A 16,968-nucleotide genomic window follows, 5' to 3' on the forward strand; every position below is an offset into this window, starting at 1 on the left:
CGTAGGCGGGAGGCAATCGATGACCGGACATGCGGGCAATTTGGGGAACTGGATCCTGCCGATGGCGGCGATCTTGCTGTCGGCATCCCCCGCCCTCGCGCAACCGGCACCCGGGATCGCCATGCCGCCTGAAATCGGTGCGGCCTATGGCCGGTTGGGCAAGGCGATGATGGCGCATGACGCCGCCGGGGTCAGGACCGTCTGGGCCGAGGATTTCGTGGTCAACGCGCCGAACAACGCCGTCCTGCGTCGTGAGGAAGTGATCGCGGTGATGGCACAGGACCTGATCGACTATCGCGATTTTCGCAAACATATCACGCTGATCGACCGCAAGCCCGAGGTCACCGTGGTGATGGGCTATGATACCATGGTCCCGATCAAGGGACCGGGTGCCGGCAAGCAGGTGTTGCGCCCGTTCACCGATGTCTGGGCGAAGCGCAGCGGCAGCTGGCAGCTCATCGCCCGGCAGGCAACGATCGCCGCAACGCAGTAAGCCGGCACCGGCTCGTCGTCGCCACTTCGGGAGGTCTCATGCCCTATCGCCACGCGCACCGATGGCTGATCCTGTTGTTTCCGATGATCGCCCTCGCCTTCTGGCCCGGCTATTTCGGACGATTGGGGACCGCACCGTTCGCGCTGCATGCGCACGGCATCACCGCGACCGCATGGCTGGCGCTGCTGACCATGCAAAGCTGGTCGATTGCGACCGGCCGCATCACGTGGCACCGGGCAAGCGGCCTCGCCACGTTCGTCGTCCTGCCGCGGTTCGCTGCGGCAGGTCCGCTCGCGCTGCACAGCATGGCATCGTCGTGGCGGACCGATGCCGATCCATTCCACCCCGCCTATGGCGCCCGGTTGGCGATCGCCGACCTGATCGCCGGAGCGGCCGTGATCGCGATGGTCGCCTATGCGCTCTGGCAGCGGCGTCGGGTGGCGGTGCATGCGTCGGCGATGCTTGCAACGGCGCTGCTGGTGCTGCCGCCGATCCTCGGGCGGTTGCTGCCGGCGGTCCCCGGCTATCCGAGCGGCGGCGTGGCGGGGTTCGACGGATTTCACCTGTCGTTCGAACTTGCCAACCTCCTTACGCTGCTGATCGCGATCGTCCTTGCGATGCGCAGGGAGGCGCGCGGTGTCGGCTTCGCCTTTGCCGCGATCGCAACCGCCGCGCAGATGATCGCGTTCGAGACGATCGGCGATACCGCCGCGTGGCATCGTTGCGTGATGCTGCTGACCGACATGCCGCCGGGGCTGCTGGCAGTCGCCGCGATGGTGGCGAGCGGGGCGCTGCTATGGTCGGCATGGCATCTGGTCCCGCCCCGTACCATAGTGCAGCAAGACGTTGCTCCTGCCGGTCTTTAGCGATCGATGATGCGCTCCCGTCACCGTCCGCCATCCTGCGCAACGGGGTGGTAAGGTCGGACGGAACAAGCTCGGGCGGCGGTGACGCGTGACAAAGACGATGCCGCAGCATTCGCGCAGCTTGACCGGGAGGCGTACGCGACCGACGTAGCGCGTATGACCGATCCACGCGCTGCGATACTGGACCTTCTCGCGCAGCGCGCGGCAGGCGCGACGATCTGCCCAAGCGAAGTGGCACGTGCGCTGTCGCCGGAGGACTGGCGCAGTATGATGCCGTCGGTCCACACGGCGGTCGACGGGCTGGTCCGCGACGGATCGGTGCGGCTGAGCTGGAAGGGGAAGCCATTGGCGACGCGGGCGGGACCGTACCGGATCGGCCGTTTCGACGACGATTGAGGTCAACTCCCCTCCCACACCGGTCGGCAGTGCGCTACCCTGCGGACATGGCGAAGAAGAAGCGCTACCTGACCGCGACGATGGCCGACGGCTATGTGAAGACGATCGGCCCCACCGCCGCGCCGTTCACGCATTACTGGCGTATCGTCGCGCACCTGCGCGACGGAAAGACCGAGGTCTTCTGGGGACACGCCACCTCCGTCCGGGAAGCGGCGAGCAAGAAGGCGCTGACCGAACAGGCCGCGCGGCGGCACGGCTGGAGGGGCTTCGATTTCGAGATCGCCGAGCTTACCGAACATTGATGCGCTGCGTCCGGCGGGCGGCTGATTGTGGCCGATCGGACGTTCGTGATCGCCGGTCGCATCGGGCACCGAGCGGCGCTAAAGCGGAACGATCCCGGGCAGCTTGCCTGCCGACGCGCCTCGAAGGATGCCGATCATCTTCCTCGTCTTCCTGATACCCGCGATCTACGTCGCGTCTCGCACCCTCTGGCCGCTGGCGTTGTCGCTCTGGAGCAAGATCGTCGTGGCGCTGCTCCTGCTCGTCATATCGCAATATCACCTCTGGAGCAGGCTGTCCTCGGGTTCGGTCTTCGCACCCGAGTTCCCGCGCCCGGTCGTCATCCTCTTCAACTGGGCGTTCGGGGCGCTGGTACTGCTGTGGCTGGTTCAGATCTTGCTCGATCTCGGGCTGCTGGCAACGGCAGTCGTCCGGTTGCAAAGCGTCAGGCTGCCGGATGCGGCGCGATATGGCGCGACCGGTCTGGCGGTGGTGGCCAGCGCGATCGGCGTCGCCAATGCGGTGCGGGTCCCGCCGATCCGGGACGTCGACGTGCAGGTCGCGGGTCTGCCGCCGCAATTCGAAGGATATCGCATCCTTCAATTGACCGATCTTCACATCAGCAAGCTGTTCCCCGGCGCCTGGGCAAGCGCCGTCGTGGCGCGCGCCAACGCGGCGAGCAGCGACGTGATCGTCGTCACCGGCGATTTCATCGATGGCTCGGTCGATATGCGACGCAAGGATGTCGAGCCGCTTCGCGCGCTTCGGGCTCCTGATGGCGTCTGGGCGATCCCGGGCAATCACGAATATTTCTTCGACTATGGCGTATGGATGCGGCACCTGACCGCGCTCGGTTTCCGGATGCTGCCCAATGCCCATATGGTCATCCGGCGCGGCGGCGCGGAACTGGTCGTCGCCGGCGTGACCGATCTGTCCGCCCCAAGCGTGGGTGAGGCAGGCCCGGACCTCGGTCTGGCGCTGCGCGGCGCACCGACCGATGCGCCGATCGTCCTTCTCGATCATCAACCGCGGCAAGCGCCGGACGCCGCCGCAAAGGGTGTGTCGCTCCAACTGTCCGGCCACACGCATGGCGGCATGATCGTGGGTATGGATCGGCTCGTCGCCCGCGCAAACGGCGGTTTCGTCGCGGGCCGCTATCAGGTTGGTGACATGACCCTGTACGTCAGCAATGGCACGGGGCTGTGGCCGGGGTTCGCGCTCCGCCTCGGCGTGCCATCGGAGATGACCCGCTTCACCTTGCGGGCCAAGACGTAACGGGCTGATGCAGCCATCAAGATTGATGGTAGCGCCCGATCACCATCATCAACACCGCATGACCATGTCGCTGGCCGTTGCGCGAGGCATGGCCCTCAAGGCCAAAGGCTATCGCACCGGCCCGTTCCAGACCGAAATCGTCAACGTCCCCCTCCAGCGTGCATTACCTGCCGCCGTTCTCCCGGCTTGGCGGCTCTGATCGATCACTGCCCGAACGTGCCGCCTTGAGTTCGGCGCGGGAGCAGCCGTCCTTCGAATATCGGGCAGACAAGGCGTTGTTGCTGCCGCTCGATCTACATCCGCTCCTGCGGTGATGGATGGCGCGCGCTGAGCCACATGCGGTTCGATGTCGCGATGAGCGAGCGGCGGGCGGGCATGGTCGTCGAGGCGGACCGCACGAGCATGCGGTATCACGAGTTGACCGATCTGATCCTCGAGCGTGGCAAGCCGAACATGATGGTCAGCGCCAACGAGACCGAATGACCACACTCGTCACTTGGCTACGCTACCCTGGTCGCTGTGGCAGCCCGCAGATGACGCGCGAAAACGGCTTGCGCCGCTGGCAGAAGCGGGGGGGGGTCAAGCGAACCACCGACCGCGAGCACGCATGGCCGGTCGCATCGAACACCATCGGCCAGGACTTCACCACGACAGCACCCGACCGGAAATGAAGCGTGGGCCTCTCCTGCACCTAAACGCGGGCGGGGGTAGCCGATCACGGTTTTACAACCCGGTGCAGCGCCATCCCGCGCTCGACTACATCAGCCTGGCGCAATGCAAACCAACCGTACCGAACGGAGCAAATACCTCACCACGCAAGCGGGGCAGGTCCACCTAGACCTTGATCCCGTCGAGCGGCATCTTGAGCAGGCGTGGTCGCGTTGCGGCGATGTGCAGAATCAGTTCGCCGAACAGACCATTGGCCCATGCGAACCAGTCGCGGCTGAACTTGGCGGCATCGTCCTTTTCAAACGCCTCGTGCATGAAGCCGGTGCCGGCGTGGGTCCGCTTGAGCGTGGCGAGGCATTGCAGGATGGTCGCGTCGTCGGTCGTGCTGAGCGCACGCACGATCAGCGACATCGGCCAGATATAGTTCACCCCCTGATGCGGTCCACCAATCCCCTCGCCCGCCGTGCCCTTGAAGAACCATGGGTTCGCCTCGCTCCACGCGGCCTTCGCGGTACGCTGCCACCGCGCGTCGTCGGCGGGAACGCAACCGAGCCAGGCAAGGCTCGACAGCGACGGCACATTGGCGTCGTCCATGAAGATCGCGTTGCCATAGCCGTCAACCTCATAGGCCCAGACGTCGCTTCCATCGGCCAGCCGCATGATACCATGCTGTGCGGTCGCGGTGGCTACTTCGTCGGCCAGTCGAACGGCGTCGTCCGCCAGCGCAGTGTCGCGACGGGCTTCGTTGGCGACCTGCGCCATTTCGCGCAGCGTCGTCACCGCAAACAGGTTGGCTGGCACGAACAGCGAATATTGGCAGGCATCGTCCGACGGGCGGAAACCCGAATGGATCATGCCGTTCTTGCGCGTCGGCGTGCCATAGCCGGCGAGCAACGTCTCGGTCGGCTGGCGGCTGGCGCGCTGGAATTTATACGGACCAGGGCCGTCCTTGCGCTGCTGTTCGCGGAAGGTACGGACGATCGCGCGCATCGCATCGGCCCATTGCATGTCGAACGGCGCGGCATCGCGAGTCGCACGCCAATAGCCGTGGGACAGCCGCATCGAATAGCAGAGCGAATCGATCTCCCATTTCCGCTCGGCGACGCCGGGTCGCATCTCGGTATCGTCCGCCTTGGCCCAGGATAGCGCAGTCGGCGCGCTCGGGTCTTCCATGAAGGCGTTGGCATAGGGATCGATCAGAACACTGCGCGCATGGCGGGCGATCAGTCCGCGGAACAGTTCGCGCAGCTTCGCATCCTGCCGGGCGAGATGCAGATAGGATTTTACCTGCGCAGCGGAATCGCGCAGCCACAGGCACGGAATGTCGCCGGTAATGACGAAGCTGTCGGGTTTGCCGTCGACCGTCGCCATCCGCACCGTGGTGTCGAGCGTGTTCGGATAGCAATTGGCGAACAGCCACGCGACTTCCGGATCGGCGATCATCCGGCTGACCCGCGCAATTTCCTGTTCGACCGCGCTGCTGACGAAGCGACGGTCGGCGGGCGCGGGACGCTTGCTCGGGAAGCGAGCGCCCGTTCCCTGCCCCGCCGCGACCGGTGCGATCCCGGCGCTTGCGAGGCCGGCACCCAGCAGCGCACCCCGCACCATCAGATTACGTCGGTCGGTCGGCATCACGGTCCTTTCATAAGCATCACGGGACCGTTGCCCTGCAATGGCCGCCGAGGAAAGCCTGATGCGACGGCTTCGCCTCGTCAGGAACAAGGAGGCGGTCCGATCGTGCCGGTCCGGCGCGTTGCGTCGCCATCTTCGCCATGTCACAACCGCGTCATCCCGTTGCCCCGGAGGTTCGATGCGTTCGTTCTTGCTTGCCCCCTGCCTGACCTTCGCCGCATCGGCGCTGGCCCAGACGGCACCCGCCCCCATCTCGATCGAGACGGTCAAGGAAGCGACGCGCGTCCTGTCGTCGGACGCCTTCGAAGGCCGCGCGCCGGGCACGCCGGGCGAGGAAAAGACGCTCGCCTATCTGGCGCAGCAATTCGCCAAGGCGGGGCTGAAACCGGGCAACAAGGGCAGCTGGTTCCAGGACGTGCCGCTGGTCGAGATCACCAGCCGCAACGTTTCCCCGCTGACCTTCACCGGTGCCGGCAGCCCGATTGCGCTCAACTATGGCCCCGACATGGTCGTCGGCACCTATCGCGTGACGCCGAAATCGACGGTCGCGAACAGCGACGTCGTGTTCGTCGGCTATGGCATCAACGCCCCTGAAAAGGGGTGGAACGACTATGCCGGCACCGATGTGCGCGGCAAGACGGTACTGATCCTCATCAACGATCCCGATTATGCCAGCCAGACGCTGAACGGCCCATTCGGCGGCAAAGCGATGACCTATTACGGACGCTGGACCTACAAGTTCGAGGAGGCGGCGCGGCAGGGTGCGGCGGCGGCGATCATCATTCACGACACCGTCCCCGCCGCCTATGGCTGGAACGTCGTCCAGTCGAGCTGGACCGGCCCGCAACAGGTGGCCGACGCCGCGAACAACCATATGGACCAGAGCGAGGCGATCGGGTGGATACAGTTGGCTGCCGCCAAGCAACTGATCGGTGCGGCGGGCAGGAATTACGATCAACTCGTCGCTGCCGCGCAGACCGAGGGCTTTCGCGCCGTGCCGCTGACGGGCGTGAAGGCGAGCGTGTCGTTCGACAATCAGGTCCGGCGTCACGCATCCAAAAACGTGGTCGGCATCCTGCCGGGCACCAAGCGTCCCGACGAAATCGTGCTGTTCACCGGCCATTGGGACCATCTCGGCCGGTGTGAGGCAGCACCCGATGGCGACGATATCTGCAACGGCGCGATCGACAATGCGACCGGCACCGCGGCGCTGATCGGGCTGGCCGAGGCCAATGCGAAGGCGGGGGCGACCGAACGCAGCCAAGTATATCTGGCGGTGACCGGCGAGGAATCGGGCCTGCTCGGATCGGCCTATTATGGCGACCATCCGATCTATCCGCTCGCGATGACGGTCGGCGGGATCAACATGGACGCATTGTCGGTGGCTGGGCTGGCACGCAACATCGTGGTCGTCGGCAAGGGCAAGTCGGAACTCGACACCTATCTGGACCGCGCGCTGACCGCGCAGGGCCGGGTGGCGGAGGCCGATCCGATGCCGCAGAACGGCTATTACTATCGCTCCGACCATTTCAGTCTCGCTAAGCATGGCGTGCCGATGCTCTATCTCGATTCGGGCGACGATCTGGTGACCGGTGGCAAGGCGGCGGGAGAGGCTGCGGCCAGGGACTATACCGACAAGCGCTATCACGGACCGAAGGACGAATATGATCCGAACTGGAACTGGGCGGGTGTCGCGCAGGATCTGAACCTGTTCTATACGATCGGGCGCGAGTTAGCGAACACGACCGCATGGCCCAATTGGGTAGCCGGCGACGAGTTCCGCGCCATTCGCGATCGCAGTCGCAGCGGCAAATGAGCGCCCGAACGCGCTGAGATCGCGTACCATGCTGCTTTGGCGGGACCATCGCGATCCGCCGAACGGTTCGGCGGGCGTGCGGCGGTGGACGGAGCGACGCGGCCCCGCCGCCACGGCCAATTCCGACTATCGTCGATCGATCGATGGAGCCTAGCCCGCGCCCCGGCGTTCCGCTTGCGCAACGACCAATTCCGGCACAATCGCCGGCCGTAATCAGTAAGGCAGTACAGCATGGCAATTGTTCAACAGCGCGTGGAATCCGGTGGGTTCGTCATGTTCCTTGCGCTGGTGACCATCGGATTGACGATGGTCGTATCGAGTTTTGCCAGCGCGCTGCTGTGGGCCGCACTGGCGGCGCTTCTGTTCCAGCCGCTGTTCCAGCGCCTGTTGTTGTGGCGGCCGGGGCAGCGCAATCTGGTTGCGGCGCTGACGCTGCTGATCATCACCGTCGCCGTCGTGATTCCGGCGGTCATCATCGCCGGCATGGTCATGGATCAAGCGGCGGGCGTCTATACCCAGTTGCGCAGCGGCCAGATCAATTTCGCGACGTATTTCGAGCAGGTGCACAGCGCCCTGCCGCTGCGGGTCCAGCATGCGATCGACAATGCCGGCTTCGGCAGTTTGGAACGGGCACAGTCCCGCATTTCGCAGGCGATCGGCGCGAGCGCCAGCGTGCTTGCCCGCAGCGCCTTGTCGATCGGCGCGAATGCCGCTGCGTTCCTGCTGGCATTCGGCGTCGGACTGTACGTGACCTTCTTCCTGTTGCGCGACGGGGACCGGATCGGACCGGCGGTGGTTCGGTCGCTGCCGCTGGAGCGCGACGTCGCGTGGCGGCTGGCCAACAAGTTCGACGCCGTCGTCCGCGCGACGGTCAAGGGGTCTGGCGTCGTCGCTCTGGTGCAGGGCGCGCTGGGCGCGATCACCTTCTGGATCGTTGGCTTGCCTGCTGCCTTGCTATGGGGCCTCGTGATGGCGATCGCCGCGCTGCTGCCGGCGGTCGGACCGGCGATCATCTGGACCCCGGTCGCGATCTATCTGCTGGCGACCGGTGCCATCTGGCAGGGGGTGGTCGTGATCGCATCGGGTGTGCTGGTGATCGGCCTCGCCGACAATATCCTGCGGCCGCTGCTGGTCGGGCGCGATACCGGCATTCCCGACTGGCTGGTGCTGGTGACGACGCTGGGCGGTATCGATCTGCTGGGGTTGAGCGGGATCGTCGTCGGTCCGCTGGCAGGTGCGCTGTTCATCACCGCATGGAGTATCCTGACCGAGCAACGTGCGGCGCAGGCCGACGCCGAGGAAGAGAAATCAACGGCATAGCTTGTAACGGCGGTCGGGTCCGGTCATCCTGCGGCGATCGTTGTCGGAGAGCAAAGCCATGGAAATCGGCCGTCGCGAACTGATCCTTTCCGCCGCCGCCCTGTCGATCGCCCCCGGTTGCGCGTCGTTCGGTCAGCCAGGCCGCAAGCTTGGCTATGCCATCGTCGGTCTGGGAGGATATGGGCTGGGGCGGATCATCCCCGAATTCAAGAATTGCGAGCATAGCCGCCTTGTCGCCGTGGTCAGCGGCGACCGGGCGAAGGCCGAACGGGTGGCGACCGAATACGGACTTCCCGCCAGCGCCATCTATTCCTACCAGAATTACGACCGTATCCGCGACAACCCGGATATCGACATCGTCTATGTCTGCCTGCCCAATGCGATGCACGCCGAATACTCAATCCGCGCGTCGCAGGCGGGCAAGCATGTCCTGTGCGAAAAGCCGATGGCGGTATCGGTCGCCGAATGCGAAGCGATGATCGCCGCCGCGCGCAAGGCGAACCGCAAGCTGATGATCGGCTATCGCAGCCATTTCGAACCGCATAACCGCGAAGCGATGCGGCTGGCCCGCAGCGGCGCAGTCGGCCGGACGCGCTATGTGCGGTCCGAACATGGCTTCAATTTCGGCGACCCCGCGGCATGGCGGCTGAAGCGCGCATTGTCGGGCGGCGGGTCGCTGATGGATATCGGCATCTATGCGTTGCAGGCGGTACGCTACATGACTGGTGAAGAGCCGATCGCCGTAACGGCGCGCGAATCGACCGACCGCCGCGACCCGCGCTTCCGGGAGGTCGAGGACATGATCGATTTTACGCTCGACTTCCCTTCCGGGGCGATCGGCAGTTGCCAGTCGATGTACAGCGCCAACCGCAACCAGATCCTGCTGATGGGCGAGAAGGGCCGGATCGAGATGGAGCCGGCGACGGGCTATAGCGGGCAGCGGCTCTGGGTGGGCGGCGATCGCGAGCGGCAGGTGACCCCGCCGCCGGGGCCTGGCAAGAACCAGTTCGCCGCGCAGCTCGATCACCTGTCGCAATGTGCGATCGGCGGCCGCGAACCGATCGTGTCGGGGGAGGAAGGGTTGCGCGATATGCGGATCATCGAGGCGATCTATCGATCCGCGCGCGAAGGGCGAACGATCCGGCTGGAACCAAGGACATGATGCTTGCCGCGTTCGCGCTGTTGCTCGCTGCACAGGCGACGGACCCGACCAGTTTCGCGAGCGATGCGATCATCGCCGCCGAGGTCGAAGCAATGGGCAAGGCGATGAAGCCCGATCAGGGCTTTGCCTGGAAACCGCTGGTCCGCGATGGCGATCGGGTCGCGGCACTGGAATATTGGAAGGCGCCGGGACGCCCGGCAGTCCATCCCGATCAGGCCGAATATGCGATCGTGATCGCCGGTGCGGGTACGCTGCGATCGGGTGGCACGATGGTCGGCGGTCGACAGACCCAGACGGGCCTGATCGAGGGCGACCACATCGTCGGCGCTACCGAGCGCCAACTCAAGCCCGGTGACGTGATGCTGATCCCGGCGGGCGTGCCCCACTGGTTCGGGATCACCGGCGACCGACTGGTCCTGTTGGGGACCAAGTTGCCGACGAAGTGAGCGGGCAGGCGCGGTGCCCCTGCCCGCCCGACCCAATCAGAACTTCACACCGGCGCGGGCATAGAGATACCGCCCGTTGAACCCGAACGGCGAGAAGCTGGAATAAGGAATGAAGTAGTTGTTGATCGCCGTCGCGCCGAGGATCGGGTTGCGCGTCGGATAGACGTCGAACAGGTTGTTCGCGCCGATCGCCAGTTCGAACTGACCCGGCGTCGCGCGGATTTCCAAGTCGGTCAGCCACTTGGGGGCCAGTTCGACGTCGGTCGCGGCCGCTCCGCCCGGCGACAGGGTGTTGCCGAAGCGGTTGGTCCGCGCGGTCACGCCGAAGATGCCCTGCGACCAGTCGAGACCGGCATTGACCTTCGACCGCGGCTGTCCGTCGGTCAGGCGCAGCGATTCCTGCCGTCCGAACAGGGTGACACCGGGGATCGCCGACAGCGTCGAGCGATCGGTGATGTCGGTCTGGTTATAGTTGTAGCCGGCGGTCAGCGTGACGCTGCCGATGCCGAGGTCGGGCACACGGTAGGTGCCGACGACTTCGACGCCCTGCGTCCGGGTGTCGATGCCGTTGATGAAGAACCGCGCCGAGGTGATGTCCTGAATCCCGGCACCCCGCAGCACCGCGACGACCGCCGCCCCCTGAAGATTTTCGGACAGGATGACCCGGTCGTCGATCTTGATGTTGTAATAGTCGGCGGTCAGCGTCAGCCCGCGGATCGGCGACAGGGTCAGGCCGCCGCCGATATTGAGCGACTTTTCGGCCTTCAACTGGCGCGAACCGAGCGCGCGGGCGACCGGGTCGCCGACGCGGAACGTCCCGATCTCCACCAGCGTCCCGCCGATATTCTGCGTGGCGAACGACGAGAAGAACTGCTGCGCAAGGCTCGGCGCGCGGAAGCCGGTCGAGATCGACCCGCGCAGGGCCGCCCATTCGACGGGTGCGAAGCGCGCGGCGAGCTTGCCGTTCACCGTATCGCCGAAATCGCTGAAATGTTCGTACCGGCCTGCGGCGACGACATTGAACGCATCGCTGACCTTGCCGTCGAGTTCGACATAGCCGGCAAAGCTGTCGCGCGACGCGTCGACCGCAGTAGTCGGCGAGAAGCCGGGGAACCCCTGCGACCCAGCAGCGGCACCATTGCTGAACGCGAACGGCCCGGCGGCGTAACTTTGGAGTTCACCGGCGACGATCTTGTAGTTCTCGTTGCGATATTCGCCGCCCAGCGCCAGCGAGAGTTGCGACAGGAAGCCGACGGCGATGTCACGTTGCAGGTCGAGGTTTACGGTCTGCTGCCCGAACCGGGTCCCGCCGGCATTGAACGCCCGTTGCGATTGCGGGCCGAACGACGCGTTATAGCTGTTCTCGATCCGGAAATCGAAGCTGTTGGTGCCATAGACATAGGACAGATCATAGTTGAACCCGGCCACATCCCCCTTCACGCCCAGCGCGCCGGAGAAATCCTCCATCTGGCTGGTGATGAGCGGCAGGAAGCCATCGGCGTAGAAGGGCGTGCAGACCGTGCCGGTGAAGGTGCAGTTGCGCAGATCCTGGATATTGCCGTTGGCATCGCGTCCCGAGGCGCGGCGATAGAAGGCGGCGCTTTCGCCGTCGCGAACGCCGTAGCTGCCGAAGATATAGAGTTCGGACGTCGCACCGATATCGACGCCGCCGTTCAGGAAGAAGTTGAAATCGGTGGTCTTCGCATCGCCATAGCGGTGGTTGACGCGGTCGTAGCTGAATTCGCGCGGATCGACGCCGCCGGTCGACAGCAGCGGATAGTTGCGGCGTGGGTCATAGCCGGCGCGGTCGGTGGGTTCGCGGTCGCGATATTCGCCGGTCAGGTTCAGATAGGCGGTCTCGCCCATCGGCAGGCCCATGTTCGCGGCGAAGGTCACGGTGCGCCCGTCGCGCACTTCGCGGTCACGCCCGGTCTCTTCGAGCACATAGGTGCCGTCGGCGCGAACCTGCGGCTGACCGTTCGATTGCCGCGCGATTCCCGATACCTCGGCAACGCCCTCCATCTGCGAGATATACTTGCCATAGGTCATGGTCGCGCGACCGCCTTCGCGGCGCTTGAGCTGGACGTTGATGACGCCGGCGATCGCGTCCGAACCATATTGCGACGAGGCCCCGTCGCGCAGCACGTCGATCCGTTCGATCGCGAGGCTGGGGATGGTGTTCAGATCGACCGCCGACGATCCGCGCCCGACCGACCCGTTGGCGTTCAGCAGCGAGGTGGTGTGGCGACGCTTGCCGTTGACCAGCACCAGCGTCTGATCGGGCGACAGGCCGCGCAGCGTCGCCGGACGGACCACGTCGGTGCCGTCGGTGATCGACGGTTGCGGGAAGTTGAAAGACGGGACCAGCTGGTTCAGCAGCTTGTTGGTTTCGGTATAGCCCGCATTGACCAGCGCATCGCCGGTAATGACGTCGACCGGCACCGGGCTTTCCGCGACGGTGCGGCCCTGTGCACGGGTGCCTACGACGACGATCTCTTCGCCGGAGGGTACATCAGCGGCGGGCGGCGGCGCATCGGCAACCTGCGCGAAGGCCGGCATGATAGTCATCGCCGTCGACAAAAACAAGGCGGTAAAAACCCTTTTACGCATGAAAATATTCTCCTGAGCCGGCGTTTAGGGCTATTTGTTACGCGACCTAGTTCGACCCGGAAATTTTCTGGCGCAAGCCTACTCCATATGGCGTAATACGATTGTCACGTCGCTGTTGCCGCGCCGCAACATCGGTTTCGCAGGCGAATCGTCGGTTCGGCATTGACACGGACGGATCGCTTGCCTAGTCACGATCCACTTGCCGTGTGGGGTATCTCCACGCGGACATATTGTATTTGGGAAAGAAGCAAGGGCCATGTTCGCAATCGTGCGCACGGGCGGCAAGCAGTATCGCGTTGCCGCAGGAGACAAGATCGTCGTCGAGAAGCTCGATGGCGAAGCTGGCAGCAACGTGACGCTCGGCGACGTGCTCCTTGCCGGCGAAGGTTCGGAACTGAAGTCGGTCGAAGGGCTGACGGTTTCGGCGGAAATCATCGCGCAGGCGAAGGGTGAAAAGGTCATCGTCTTCAAGAAGCGCCGCCGGCACAACTACCGTCGCAAGAACGGTCATCGCCAGCAGCACACCATTCTGAAGATCACCGCGATCGGCGACCAGCGCGCCGACGAAACCGCCGCCGCCTGAGCGCATACGAGGAGTTTGAACCATGGCACATAAAAAAGCAGGCGGTTCGTCGCGTAACGGTCGTGATTCGGCCGGCCGTCGCCTTGGCGTGAAGAAGTTCGGTGGCCAGGAAGTGGTCGCGGGCAACATCATCGTGCGCCAGCGCGGCACGAAGTTCTATCCGGGCGTGAACGTCGGCATGGGCAAGGATCATACCCTGTTCGCACTGGTCGATGGCCGCGTGGCGTTCAAGGAAGGCAAGCTCGGCCGCAAATTTGCGTATGTCGAGATGCCGGCGCTGGCCGCAGAATAACGGGCTACCAACCGGGTCGCCCACCAGGGTGACCCGGGTTCCGGCAACGGAACCAGCCAACAAGAGGGAGGCGGGTCACCCCGGCTCCCTTTTTTAGTGCTCTCTCCGGCCCCTGCCCGCTTCCCCGCGGAGGCGCGGCGCATTGGAGAGACGCCGATGTTCGCCCGTACCGAACGCCTGACCCTGCGCCCCGGCTGGATCGAGGACGCCCCCGCGCTTGCCGCCGCGATCGGCCACGACGCGGTCGTGCGCAATCTGTCGCGTGCGCCTTGGCCGTACACGCTGGCCGATGCCGAGGCGTTCGTGGCCGGATGGCAGGGCGATCCCGGTCCGAACTTCCTGATCTTCGCTCATGATGGTGGCTGCTGCGACCTGATCGGCGGGGTCGGGATCGGTCCGCTCGGCGATGTTCCGTACATGATGGGATATTGGCTGACGCCGTCGGCATGGGGACGCGGCTATGCGGTCGAGGCGGGACGTGCCGCGCTCGACGTCGCGGCGACGCTGGGCATCGGGCGGGTCGTTGCCGGGCATTATGTCGACAATCCGGCGTCGGGCGCGGTGCTGCGGCGGCTCGGCTTCGTCGCGACGGGCACGCGTAGTTCGATCCATGCGCGCGCACGCGGCGTCGATGTCGAGACGATCGACTATGCGATCGATCTGGCCGAGCGGCGACAGGATCGACGGCTGGCAGCCTGAACCGGCGGAACGCTCGCATCGTCCGGCTGGTTGAGGGCGGACGGCGCTGTTGCCGCAGGAGAGGACGCCCGCGATGATCGATCCCGACACGCCCGAACAGGAAGAAATGGAAGAGGTACAGGAAGAAGCCGCCGAGGAACGCGAGGAAGAGGGCGGCTATCAGTGATTGGTCGGTCGGGGCGCGGCATCCTGCCCGCCTCGATCATCCGTCGAGCAGGTCGAGATAACCGACGACGTCATTGCTCGTCTGCAGGTACAGACCAACCTGTATTTCCTCCGGCTCGCGCGCCGCTGCGGCCATCGCTTCAGCGAGCGTGCCGTACAGGATGGTCGTCGCCACGCCGCCTTCATCGTCGAGGTGATAGAGGCGGACCGCCGCTTCTTCCGATACCGTTCGCATCAGTCTGTCCTGCCCCGGCGGTGTCGCCGGGGCAAGTGGTCAGGCGCGCGCCAGCCGGGCCGCTTCGAATTCGCTGTCGACCAATCCGATCAGTTCGCGGTCGTCGTGGTTCCACGGATGGAAGCCCGGCAGGAAGAAGGCGAGGTACATGCCGAGTACCTTGCGCGCCATGCCGGGTCGACCAAAGGCATAGGCGAACAACCGCCATTTCAAGCCCGCGCCCCGGAACCCGTCCTGCGCCAGCAGATCGAGCATTCCCGCCGAGCGTCCGCGAAAGAATTTAACGGTCACGATCAGCATCACCAGCGCCTTGACCCGCCAGCGGTTGAATCGGGTCCAATGCCGCGTGGCGTGGAGCCACGTGTCATAGGCGACGCCCTTGTGCTCGATCTCCTCAATCGCATGCCAGCGCCACAGATCGGCGGCAGCCTGATCGCCGCCGGCGAGATGCGCGGGGTTGGCGACCAGTTCGTGGGCGAGGATCGCGGTGAAGTGCTCGAGGCACATCGTCGCCGCCAGATTGGCGATCGGCGGCCTGCCGCGGGTGATCGCCAGTTCATGGTCGACTCGTGCCTCCAGCCGCGACGCGTCATACCCTTGGTCGGCGACGTGGCGGTTGAACGCGAGATGCTCGCGGGTATGGATCGCTTCCTGCTTCACGAAAGCGCGGATCTCGGCGGCGAGGCGCGGCGGCACGTCGTCGCGATACTGGCGGACACTGTCGATGAAGAACCCCTCCCCCTTCGGAAAGGTCACCGACAGCGCATTGTAGAAGGCGGTGGCGATCGGATCGTCGTTCAGCCACCACCGGCGATACCCGGCCTCGCGCCCGAAGCGCAGGTCGCGCGGAGTGATGGTCAGATCATCGGGAGTCTTTGCTTTCGCCACGGTTCTGCTCCAACTGATGCCATGCCAGATGCTGACTACTTACAGATATGTCAATAGCGCGTCGTCGCCTGTCGCCCGAGGCGTCGCGCGACGCGGCGCTCGATGCCGCCCGTGACCTGTTGATCGAGGCCGGGCCGCTGGCGGTGACGCTGAAGGCGGTCGCAACGCGGATCGGACGGACGCACGCGAACCTGCTTCACCATTTCGGTTCGGCATCGGGGCTGCAAAAGGCGCTGGCGGAGCGGATGGCGACGACGATCACCGCGACGATCGGCGCGGCAGTGCTTCGCGCACGGGACGGCGATCATGATCCGCGCGAGGTGGTCGACCTGACCTTCGACGCATTCGACCGGGAGGGTGCCGGCGCGCTGGCGAGCTGGATGATCCTGTCGGGCAATGACGACGCGCTCGACCCGATCCTCGATGCGATCCACGCGCTGGTCGACCGGCTGGGCAGCGAACAGGCGCTGAGCGGCATGCCGCTGGCGGAGGAGACGCTGCAACTGGTGCTGATGGCGCTGGGCGATGCCTTGCTGGGCGGGGCGATGGCCAAGGCGTTGCGATTGCCGCGCGACAAGGCGCGCGACCTGGCGGTGCGCAGCCTGATGGCGGTGCGGGCAGGCAGTTGATACCGGTCCGCCCGGCAACGGCGAGCGACGCGGCGGCGATCGCGGACATCCTCGTGCCCATCGTCCGGGCGGGGGAGACCTATGCCCTCGACCGCGACAGGACGTCGGAACAGATACTCGCCTACTGGCACGCGCCGGGCAACAGCGTGTTCGTCGCCGAGGTCGATGGCGAGGTGCTTGGCAGCTATTATTGTCGGGCGAACCATGCCGGCGGCGGGCGGCATGTTGCCAATTGCGGCTATGCGACCCACGCCGGAGCGACCGGGCGCGGCATTGCGCGCGCGATGGCGGTCCATTCGCTGGAATATGCGCAGGCGGCCGGGTTTCGGGCAATGCAGTTCAACTTCGTGGTCGCGAGCAACGTCCGTGCGGTTCGGCTGTGGCGGTCGCTGGGCTTCGAACAGGTCGGGTGCCTGCCCGGCGCGTTCGAGCATCCGACCCTGGGCGAGGTCGATGCGCTGGTGCTGTACCGGCGACTTCGACCATAGCCCCTTCCCCCTTGCAGCGAGTCCG

The 16,968-nt window shown here is 65.3% G+C and carries 21 protein-coding genes; 17 read left to right on the forward strand and 4 right to left on the reverse strand.

Annotated features, from left to right (window positions below; all coding sequences use genetic code 11):
• Positions 1-19 precede the first annotated feature (19 nt).
• The 8 genes from ASE90_RS10630 (at position 20) to ASE90_RS19710 (ending at position 3,980) form a co-directional block, all read left to right on the forward strand.
• Positions 20-493: a nuclear transport factor 2 family protein gene (locus tag ASE90_RS10630; protein WP_055999906.1), complete on the forward strand. Its 474-nt coding sequence runs from the start codon at positions 20-22 to the stop codon at positions 491-493.
• Between the two features lie 38 nt (positions 494-531).
• Complete coding sequence (locus ASE90_RS10635) at positions 532-1,359, forward strand: hypothetical protein (protein WP_055999909.1); 828 nt, start codon at positions 532-534, stop codon at positions 1,357-1,359.
• Positions 1,360-1,515: 156 nt separating this feature from the next.
• The gene (locus ASE90_RS10640) at positions 1,516-1,755 is read left to right on the forward strand and encodes a DUF3253 domain-containing protein (RefSeq protein WP_056000202.1); all 240 of its coding nucleotides are present in this window, start codon (positions 1,516-1,518) and stop codon (positions 1,753-1,755) included.
• Between the two features lie 47 nt (positions 1,756-1,802).
• Positions 1,803-2,057, forward strand: a complete 255-nt coding sequence (locus ASE90_RS10645; RefSeq protein ID WP_056000205.1) for a hypothetical protein — start codon at positions 1,803-1,805, stop codon at positions 2,055-2,057.
• Between the two features lie 127 nt (positions 2,058-2,184).
• Positions 2,185-3,309 carry a metallophosphoesterase gene (locus ASE90_RS10650; protein WP_055999912.1) on the forward strand — a complete coding sequence of 375 codons (1,125 nt, stop codon included), beginning with the start codon at positions 2,185-2,187 and terminating at the stop codon, positions 3,307-3,309.
• Between the two features lie 58 nt (positions 3,310-3,367).
• Positions 3,368-3,508: a hypothetical protein gene (locus ASE90_RS19700; RefSeq protein WP_156361529.1), complete on the forward strand. Its 141-nt coding sequence runs from the start codon at positions 3,368-3,370 to the stop codon at positions 3,506-3,508.
• Between the two features lie 137 nt (positions 3,509-3,645).
• The gene (locus tag ASE90_RS19705) at positions 3,646-3,792 is read left to right on the forward strand and encodes a hypothetical protein (protein ID WP_156361530.1); all 147 of its coding nucleotides are present in this window, start codon (positions 3,646-3,648) and stop codon (positions 3,790-3,792) included.
• Positions 3,789-3,980 carry a hypothetical protein gene (locus tag ASE90_RS19710; protein ID WP_156361531.1) on the forward strand — a complete coding sequence of 64 codons (192 nt, stop codon included), beginning with the start codon at positions 3,789-3,791 and terminating at the stop codon, positions 3,978-3,980. Before ASE90_RS19705 ends, ASE90_RS19710 begins: the two co-directional genes overlap by 4 nt.
• A 163-nt stretch (positions 3,981-4,143) precedes the next feature.
• Here the strand turns inward: ASE90_RS19710 and ASE90_RS10655 are convergent, their stop codons facing one another.
• Complete coding sequence (locus tag ASE90_RS10655; protein ID WP_156361532.1) at positions 4,144-5,610, reverse strand: glycoside hydrolase family 125 protein; 1,467 nt, start codon at positions 5,608-5,610, stop codon at positions 4,144-4,146.
• Positions 5,611-5,788: 178 nt separating this feature from the next.
• On the opposite strand from ASE90_RS10655, the gene ASE90_RS10660 reads away from it, so the two are divergent.
• The 4 genes from ASE90_RS10660 (at position 5,789) to ASE90_RS10675 (ending at position 10,354) form a co-directional block, all read left to right on the forward strand.
• Positions 5,789-7,426, forward strand: a complete 1,638-nt coding sequence (locus ASE90_RS10660) for a M28 family peptidase (RefSeq protein ID WP_055999915.1) — start codon at positions 5,789-5,791, stop codon at positions 7,424-7,426.
• Between the two features lie 231 nt (positions 7,427-7,657).
• Positions 7,658-8,746, forward strand: coding sequence for an AI-2E family transporter (locus ASE90_RS10665; protein WP_055999917.1), 1,089 nt, complete (start codon positions 7,658-7,660; stop codon positions 8,744-8,746).
• A gap of 58 nt (positions 8,747-8,804) precedes the next feature.
• Positions 8,805-9,908, forward strand: a complete 1,104-nt coding sequence (locus tag ASE90_RS10670) for a Gfo/Idh/MocA family protein (protein ID WP_055999920.1) — start codon at positions 8,805-8,807, stop codon at positions 9,906-9,908.
• Entirely contained in the window at positions 9,905-10,354 is a 450-nt protein-coding gene (locus ASE90_RS10675) for a cupin domain-containing protein (RefSeq protein ID WP_082449721.1), read from the forward strand. Before ASE90_RS10670 ends, ASE90_RS10675 begins: the two co-directional genes overlap by 4 nt.
• A gap of 36 nt (positions 10,355-10,390) precedes the next feature.
• Here ASE90_RS10675 and ASE90_RS10680 read toward each other — a convergent pair whose 3' ends face one another.
• On the reverse strand, positions 10,391-12,922 hold the full coding sequence (locus tag ASE90_RS10680; RefSeq protein ID WP_200910861.1) for a TonB-dependent receptor plug domain-containing protein: 2,532 nt from the start codon (positions 12,920-12,922) through the stop codon (positions 10,391-10,393).
• A gap of 298 nt (positions 12,923-13,220) precedes the next feature.
• On the opposite strand from ASE90_RS10680, the gene rplU reads away from it, so the two are divergent.
• The 3 genes from rplU (at position 13,221) to ASE90_RS10695 (ending at position 14,538) form a co-directional block, all read left to right on the forward strand.
• Complete coding sequence (gene rplU, locus ASE90_RS10685; protein WP_055999926.1) at positions 13,221-13,547, forward strand: 50S ribosomal protein L21; 327 nt, start codon at positions 13,221-13,223, stop codon at positions 13,545-13,547.
• 22 nt (positions 13,548-13,569) lie between these two features.
• The gene (rpmA, locus tag ASE90_RS10690; RefSeq protein WP_055999929.1) at positions 13,570-13,839 is read left to right on the forward strand and encodes a 50S ribosomal protein L27; all 270 of its coding nucleotides are present in this window, start codon (positions 13,570-13,572) and stop codon (positions 13,837-13,839) included.
• A gap of 156 nt (positions 13,840-13,995) precedes the next feature.
• Positions 13,996-14,538, forward strand: coding sequence for a GNAT family N-acetyltransferase (locus tag ASE90_RS10695; protein WP_200910862.1), 543 nt, complete (start codon positions 13,996-13,998; stop codon positions 14,536-14,538).
• Between the two features lie 202 nt (positions 14,539-14,740).
• On the opposite strand, the gene ASE90_RS10700 is transcribed toward ASE90_RS10695, so the two are convergent.
• Positions 14,741-14,938, reverse strand: coding sequence for a hypothetical protein (locus tag ASE90_RS10700; protein ID WP_055999932.1), 198 nt, complete (start codon positions 14,936-14,938; stop codon positions 14,741-14,743).
• 39 nt (positions 14,939-14,977) lie between these two features.
• Positions 14,978-15,826, reverse strand: a complete 849-nt coding sequence (locus ASE90_RS10705; protein WP_055999934.1) for a metal-dependent hydrolase — start codon at positions 15,824-15,826, stop codon at positions 14,978-14,980.
• A gap of 47 nt (positions 15,827-15,873) precedes the next feature.
• Between ASE90_RS10705 and ASE90_RS10710 the strand changes: the two genes are divergently transcribed.
• Positions 15,874-16,455: a TetR/AcrR family transcriptional regulator gene (locus tag ASE90_RS10710; RefSeq protein ID WP_055999937.1), complete on the forward strand. Its 582-nt coding sequence runs from the start codon at positions 15,874-15,876 to the stop codon at positions 16,453-16,455.
• The gene (locus tag ASE90_RS10715; protein ID WP_056000214.1) at positions 16,455-16,943 is read left to right on the forward strand and encodes a GNAT family N-acetyltransferase; all 489 of its coding nucleotides are present in this window, start codon (positions 16,455-16,457) and stop codon (positions 16,941-16,943) included. The genes ASE90_RS10710 and ASE90_RS10715 overlap by 1 nt, the downstream gene beginning before the upstream one ends.
• Positions 16,944-16,968 lie beyond the last annotated feature (25 nt).

This window comes from Sphingomonas sp. Leaf67 (assembly GCF_001421965.1).
Classification (GTDB): Bacteria; Pseudomonadota; Alphaproteobacteria; order Sphingomonadales; family Sphingomonadaceae; genus Sphingomonas.

Excerpts from the sequence above, each read along its gene's own strand:
- ASE90_RS10630 (WP_055999906.1), top strand. The coding sequence starts at position 20 with ATGACCGGACATGCGGGCAATTTGGGGAACTGGATCCTGCCGATGGCG.
- ASE90_RS10635 (WP_055999909.1), top strand. The coding sequence starts at position 532 with ATGCCCTATCGCCACGCGCACCGATGGCTGATCCTGTTGTTTCCGATG.
- ASE90_RS10640 (WP_056000202.1), top strand. The coding sequence starts at position 1,516 with ATGACCGATCCACGCGCTGCGATACTGGACCTTCTCGCGCAGCGCGCG.
- ASE90_RS10645 (WP_056000205.1), top strand. The coding sequence starts at position 1,803 with ATGGCGAAGAAGAAGCGCTACCTGACCGCGACGATGGCCGACGGCTAT.
- ASE90_RS10650 (WP_055999912.1), top strand. The coding sequence starts at position 2,185 with ATGCCGATCATCTTCCTCGTCTTCCTGATACCCGCGATCTACGTCGCG.
- ASE90_RS19700 (WP_156361529.1), top strand. The coding sequence starts at position 3,368 with ATGACCATGTCGCTGGCCGTTGCGCGAGGCATGGCCCTCAAGGCCAAA.
- ASE90_RS19705 (WP_156361530.1), top strand. The coding sequence starts at position 3,646 with ATGCGGTTCGATGTCGCGATGAGCGAGCGGCGGGCGGGCATGGTCGTC.
- ASE90_RS19710 (WP_156361531.1), top strand. The coding sequence starts at position 3,789 with ATGACCACACTCGTCACTTGGCTACGCTACCCTGGTCGCTGTGGCAGC.
- ASE90_RS10655 (WP_156361532.1), bottom strand. The coding sequence starts at position 5,610 with ATGCCGACCGACCGACGTAATCTGATGGTGCGGGGTGCGCTGCTGGGT.
- ASE90_RS10660 (WP_055999915.1), top strand. The coding sequence starts at position 5,789 with ATGCGTTCGTTCTTGCTTGCCCCCTGCCTGACCTTCGCCGCATCGGCG.
- ASE90_RS10665 (WP_055999917.1), top strand. The coding sequence starts at position 7,658 with ATGGCAATTGTTCAACAGCGCGTGGAATCCGGTGGGTTCGTCATGTTC.
- ASE90_RS10670 (WP_055999920.1), top strand. The coding sequence starts at position 8,805 with ATGGAAATCGGCCGTCGCGAACTGATCCTTTCCGCCGCCGCCCTGTCG.
- ASE90_RS10675 (WP_082449721.1), top strand. The coding sequence starts at position 9,905 with ATGATGCTTGCCGCGTTCGCGCTGTTGCTCGCTGCACAGGCGACGGAC.
- ASE90_RS10680 (WP_200910861.1), bottom strand. The coding sequence starts at position 12,922 with ATGACTATCATGCCGGCCTTCGCGCAGGTTGCCGATGCGCCGCCGCCC.
- rplU (WP_055999926.1), top strand. The coding sequence starts at position 13,221 with ATGTTCGCAATCGTGCGCACGGGCGGCAAGCAGTATCGCGTTGCCGCA.
- rpmA (WP_055999929.1), top strand. The coding sequence starts at position 13,570 with ATGGCACATAAAAAAGCAGGCGGTTCGTCGCGTAACGGTCGTGATTCG.
- ASE90_RS10695 (WP_200910862.1), top strand. The coding sequence starts at position 13,996 with ATGTTCGCCCGTACCGAACGCCTGACCCTGCGCCCCGGCTGGATCGAG.
- ASE90_RS10700 (WP_055999932.1), bottom strand. The coding sequence starts at position 14,938 with ATGCGAACGGTATCGGAAGAAGCGGCGGTCCGCCTCTATCACCTCGAC.
- ASE90_RS10710 (WP_055999937.1), top strand. The coding sequence starts at position 15,874 with ATGTCAATAGCGCGTCGTCGCCTGTCGCCCGAGGCGTCGCGCGACGCG.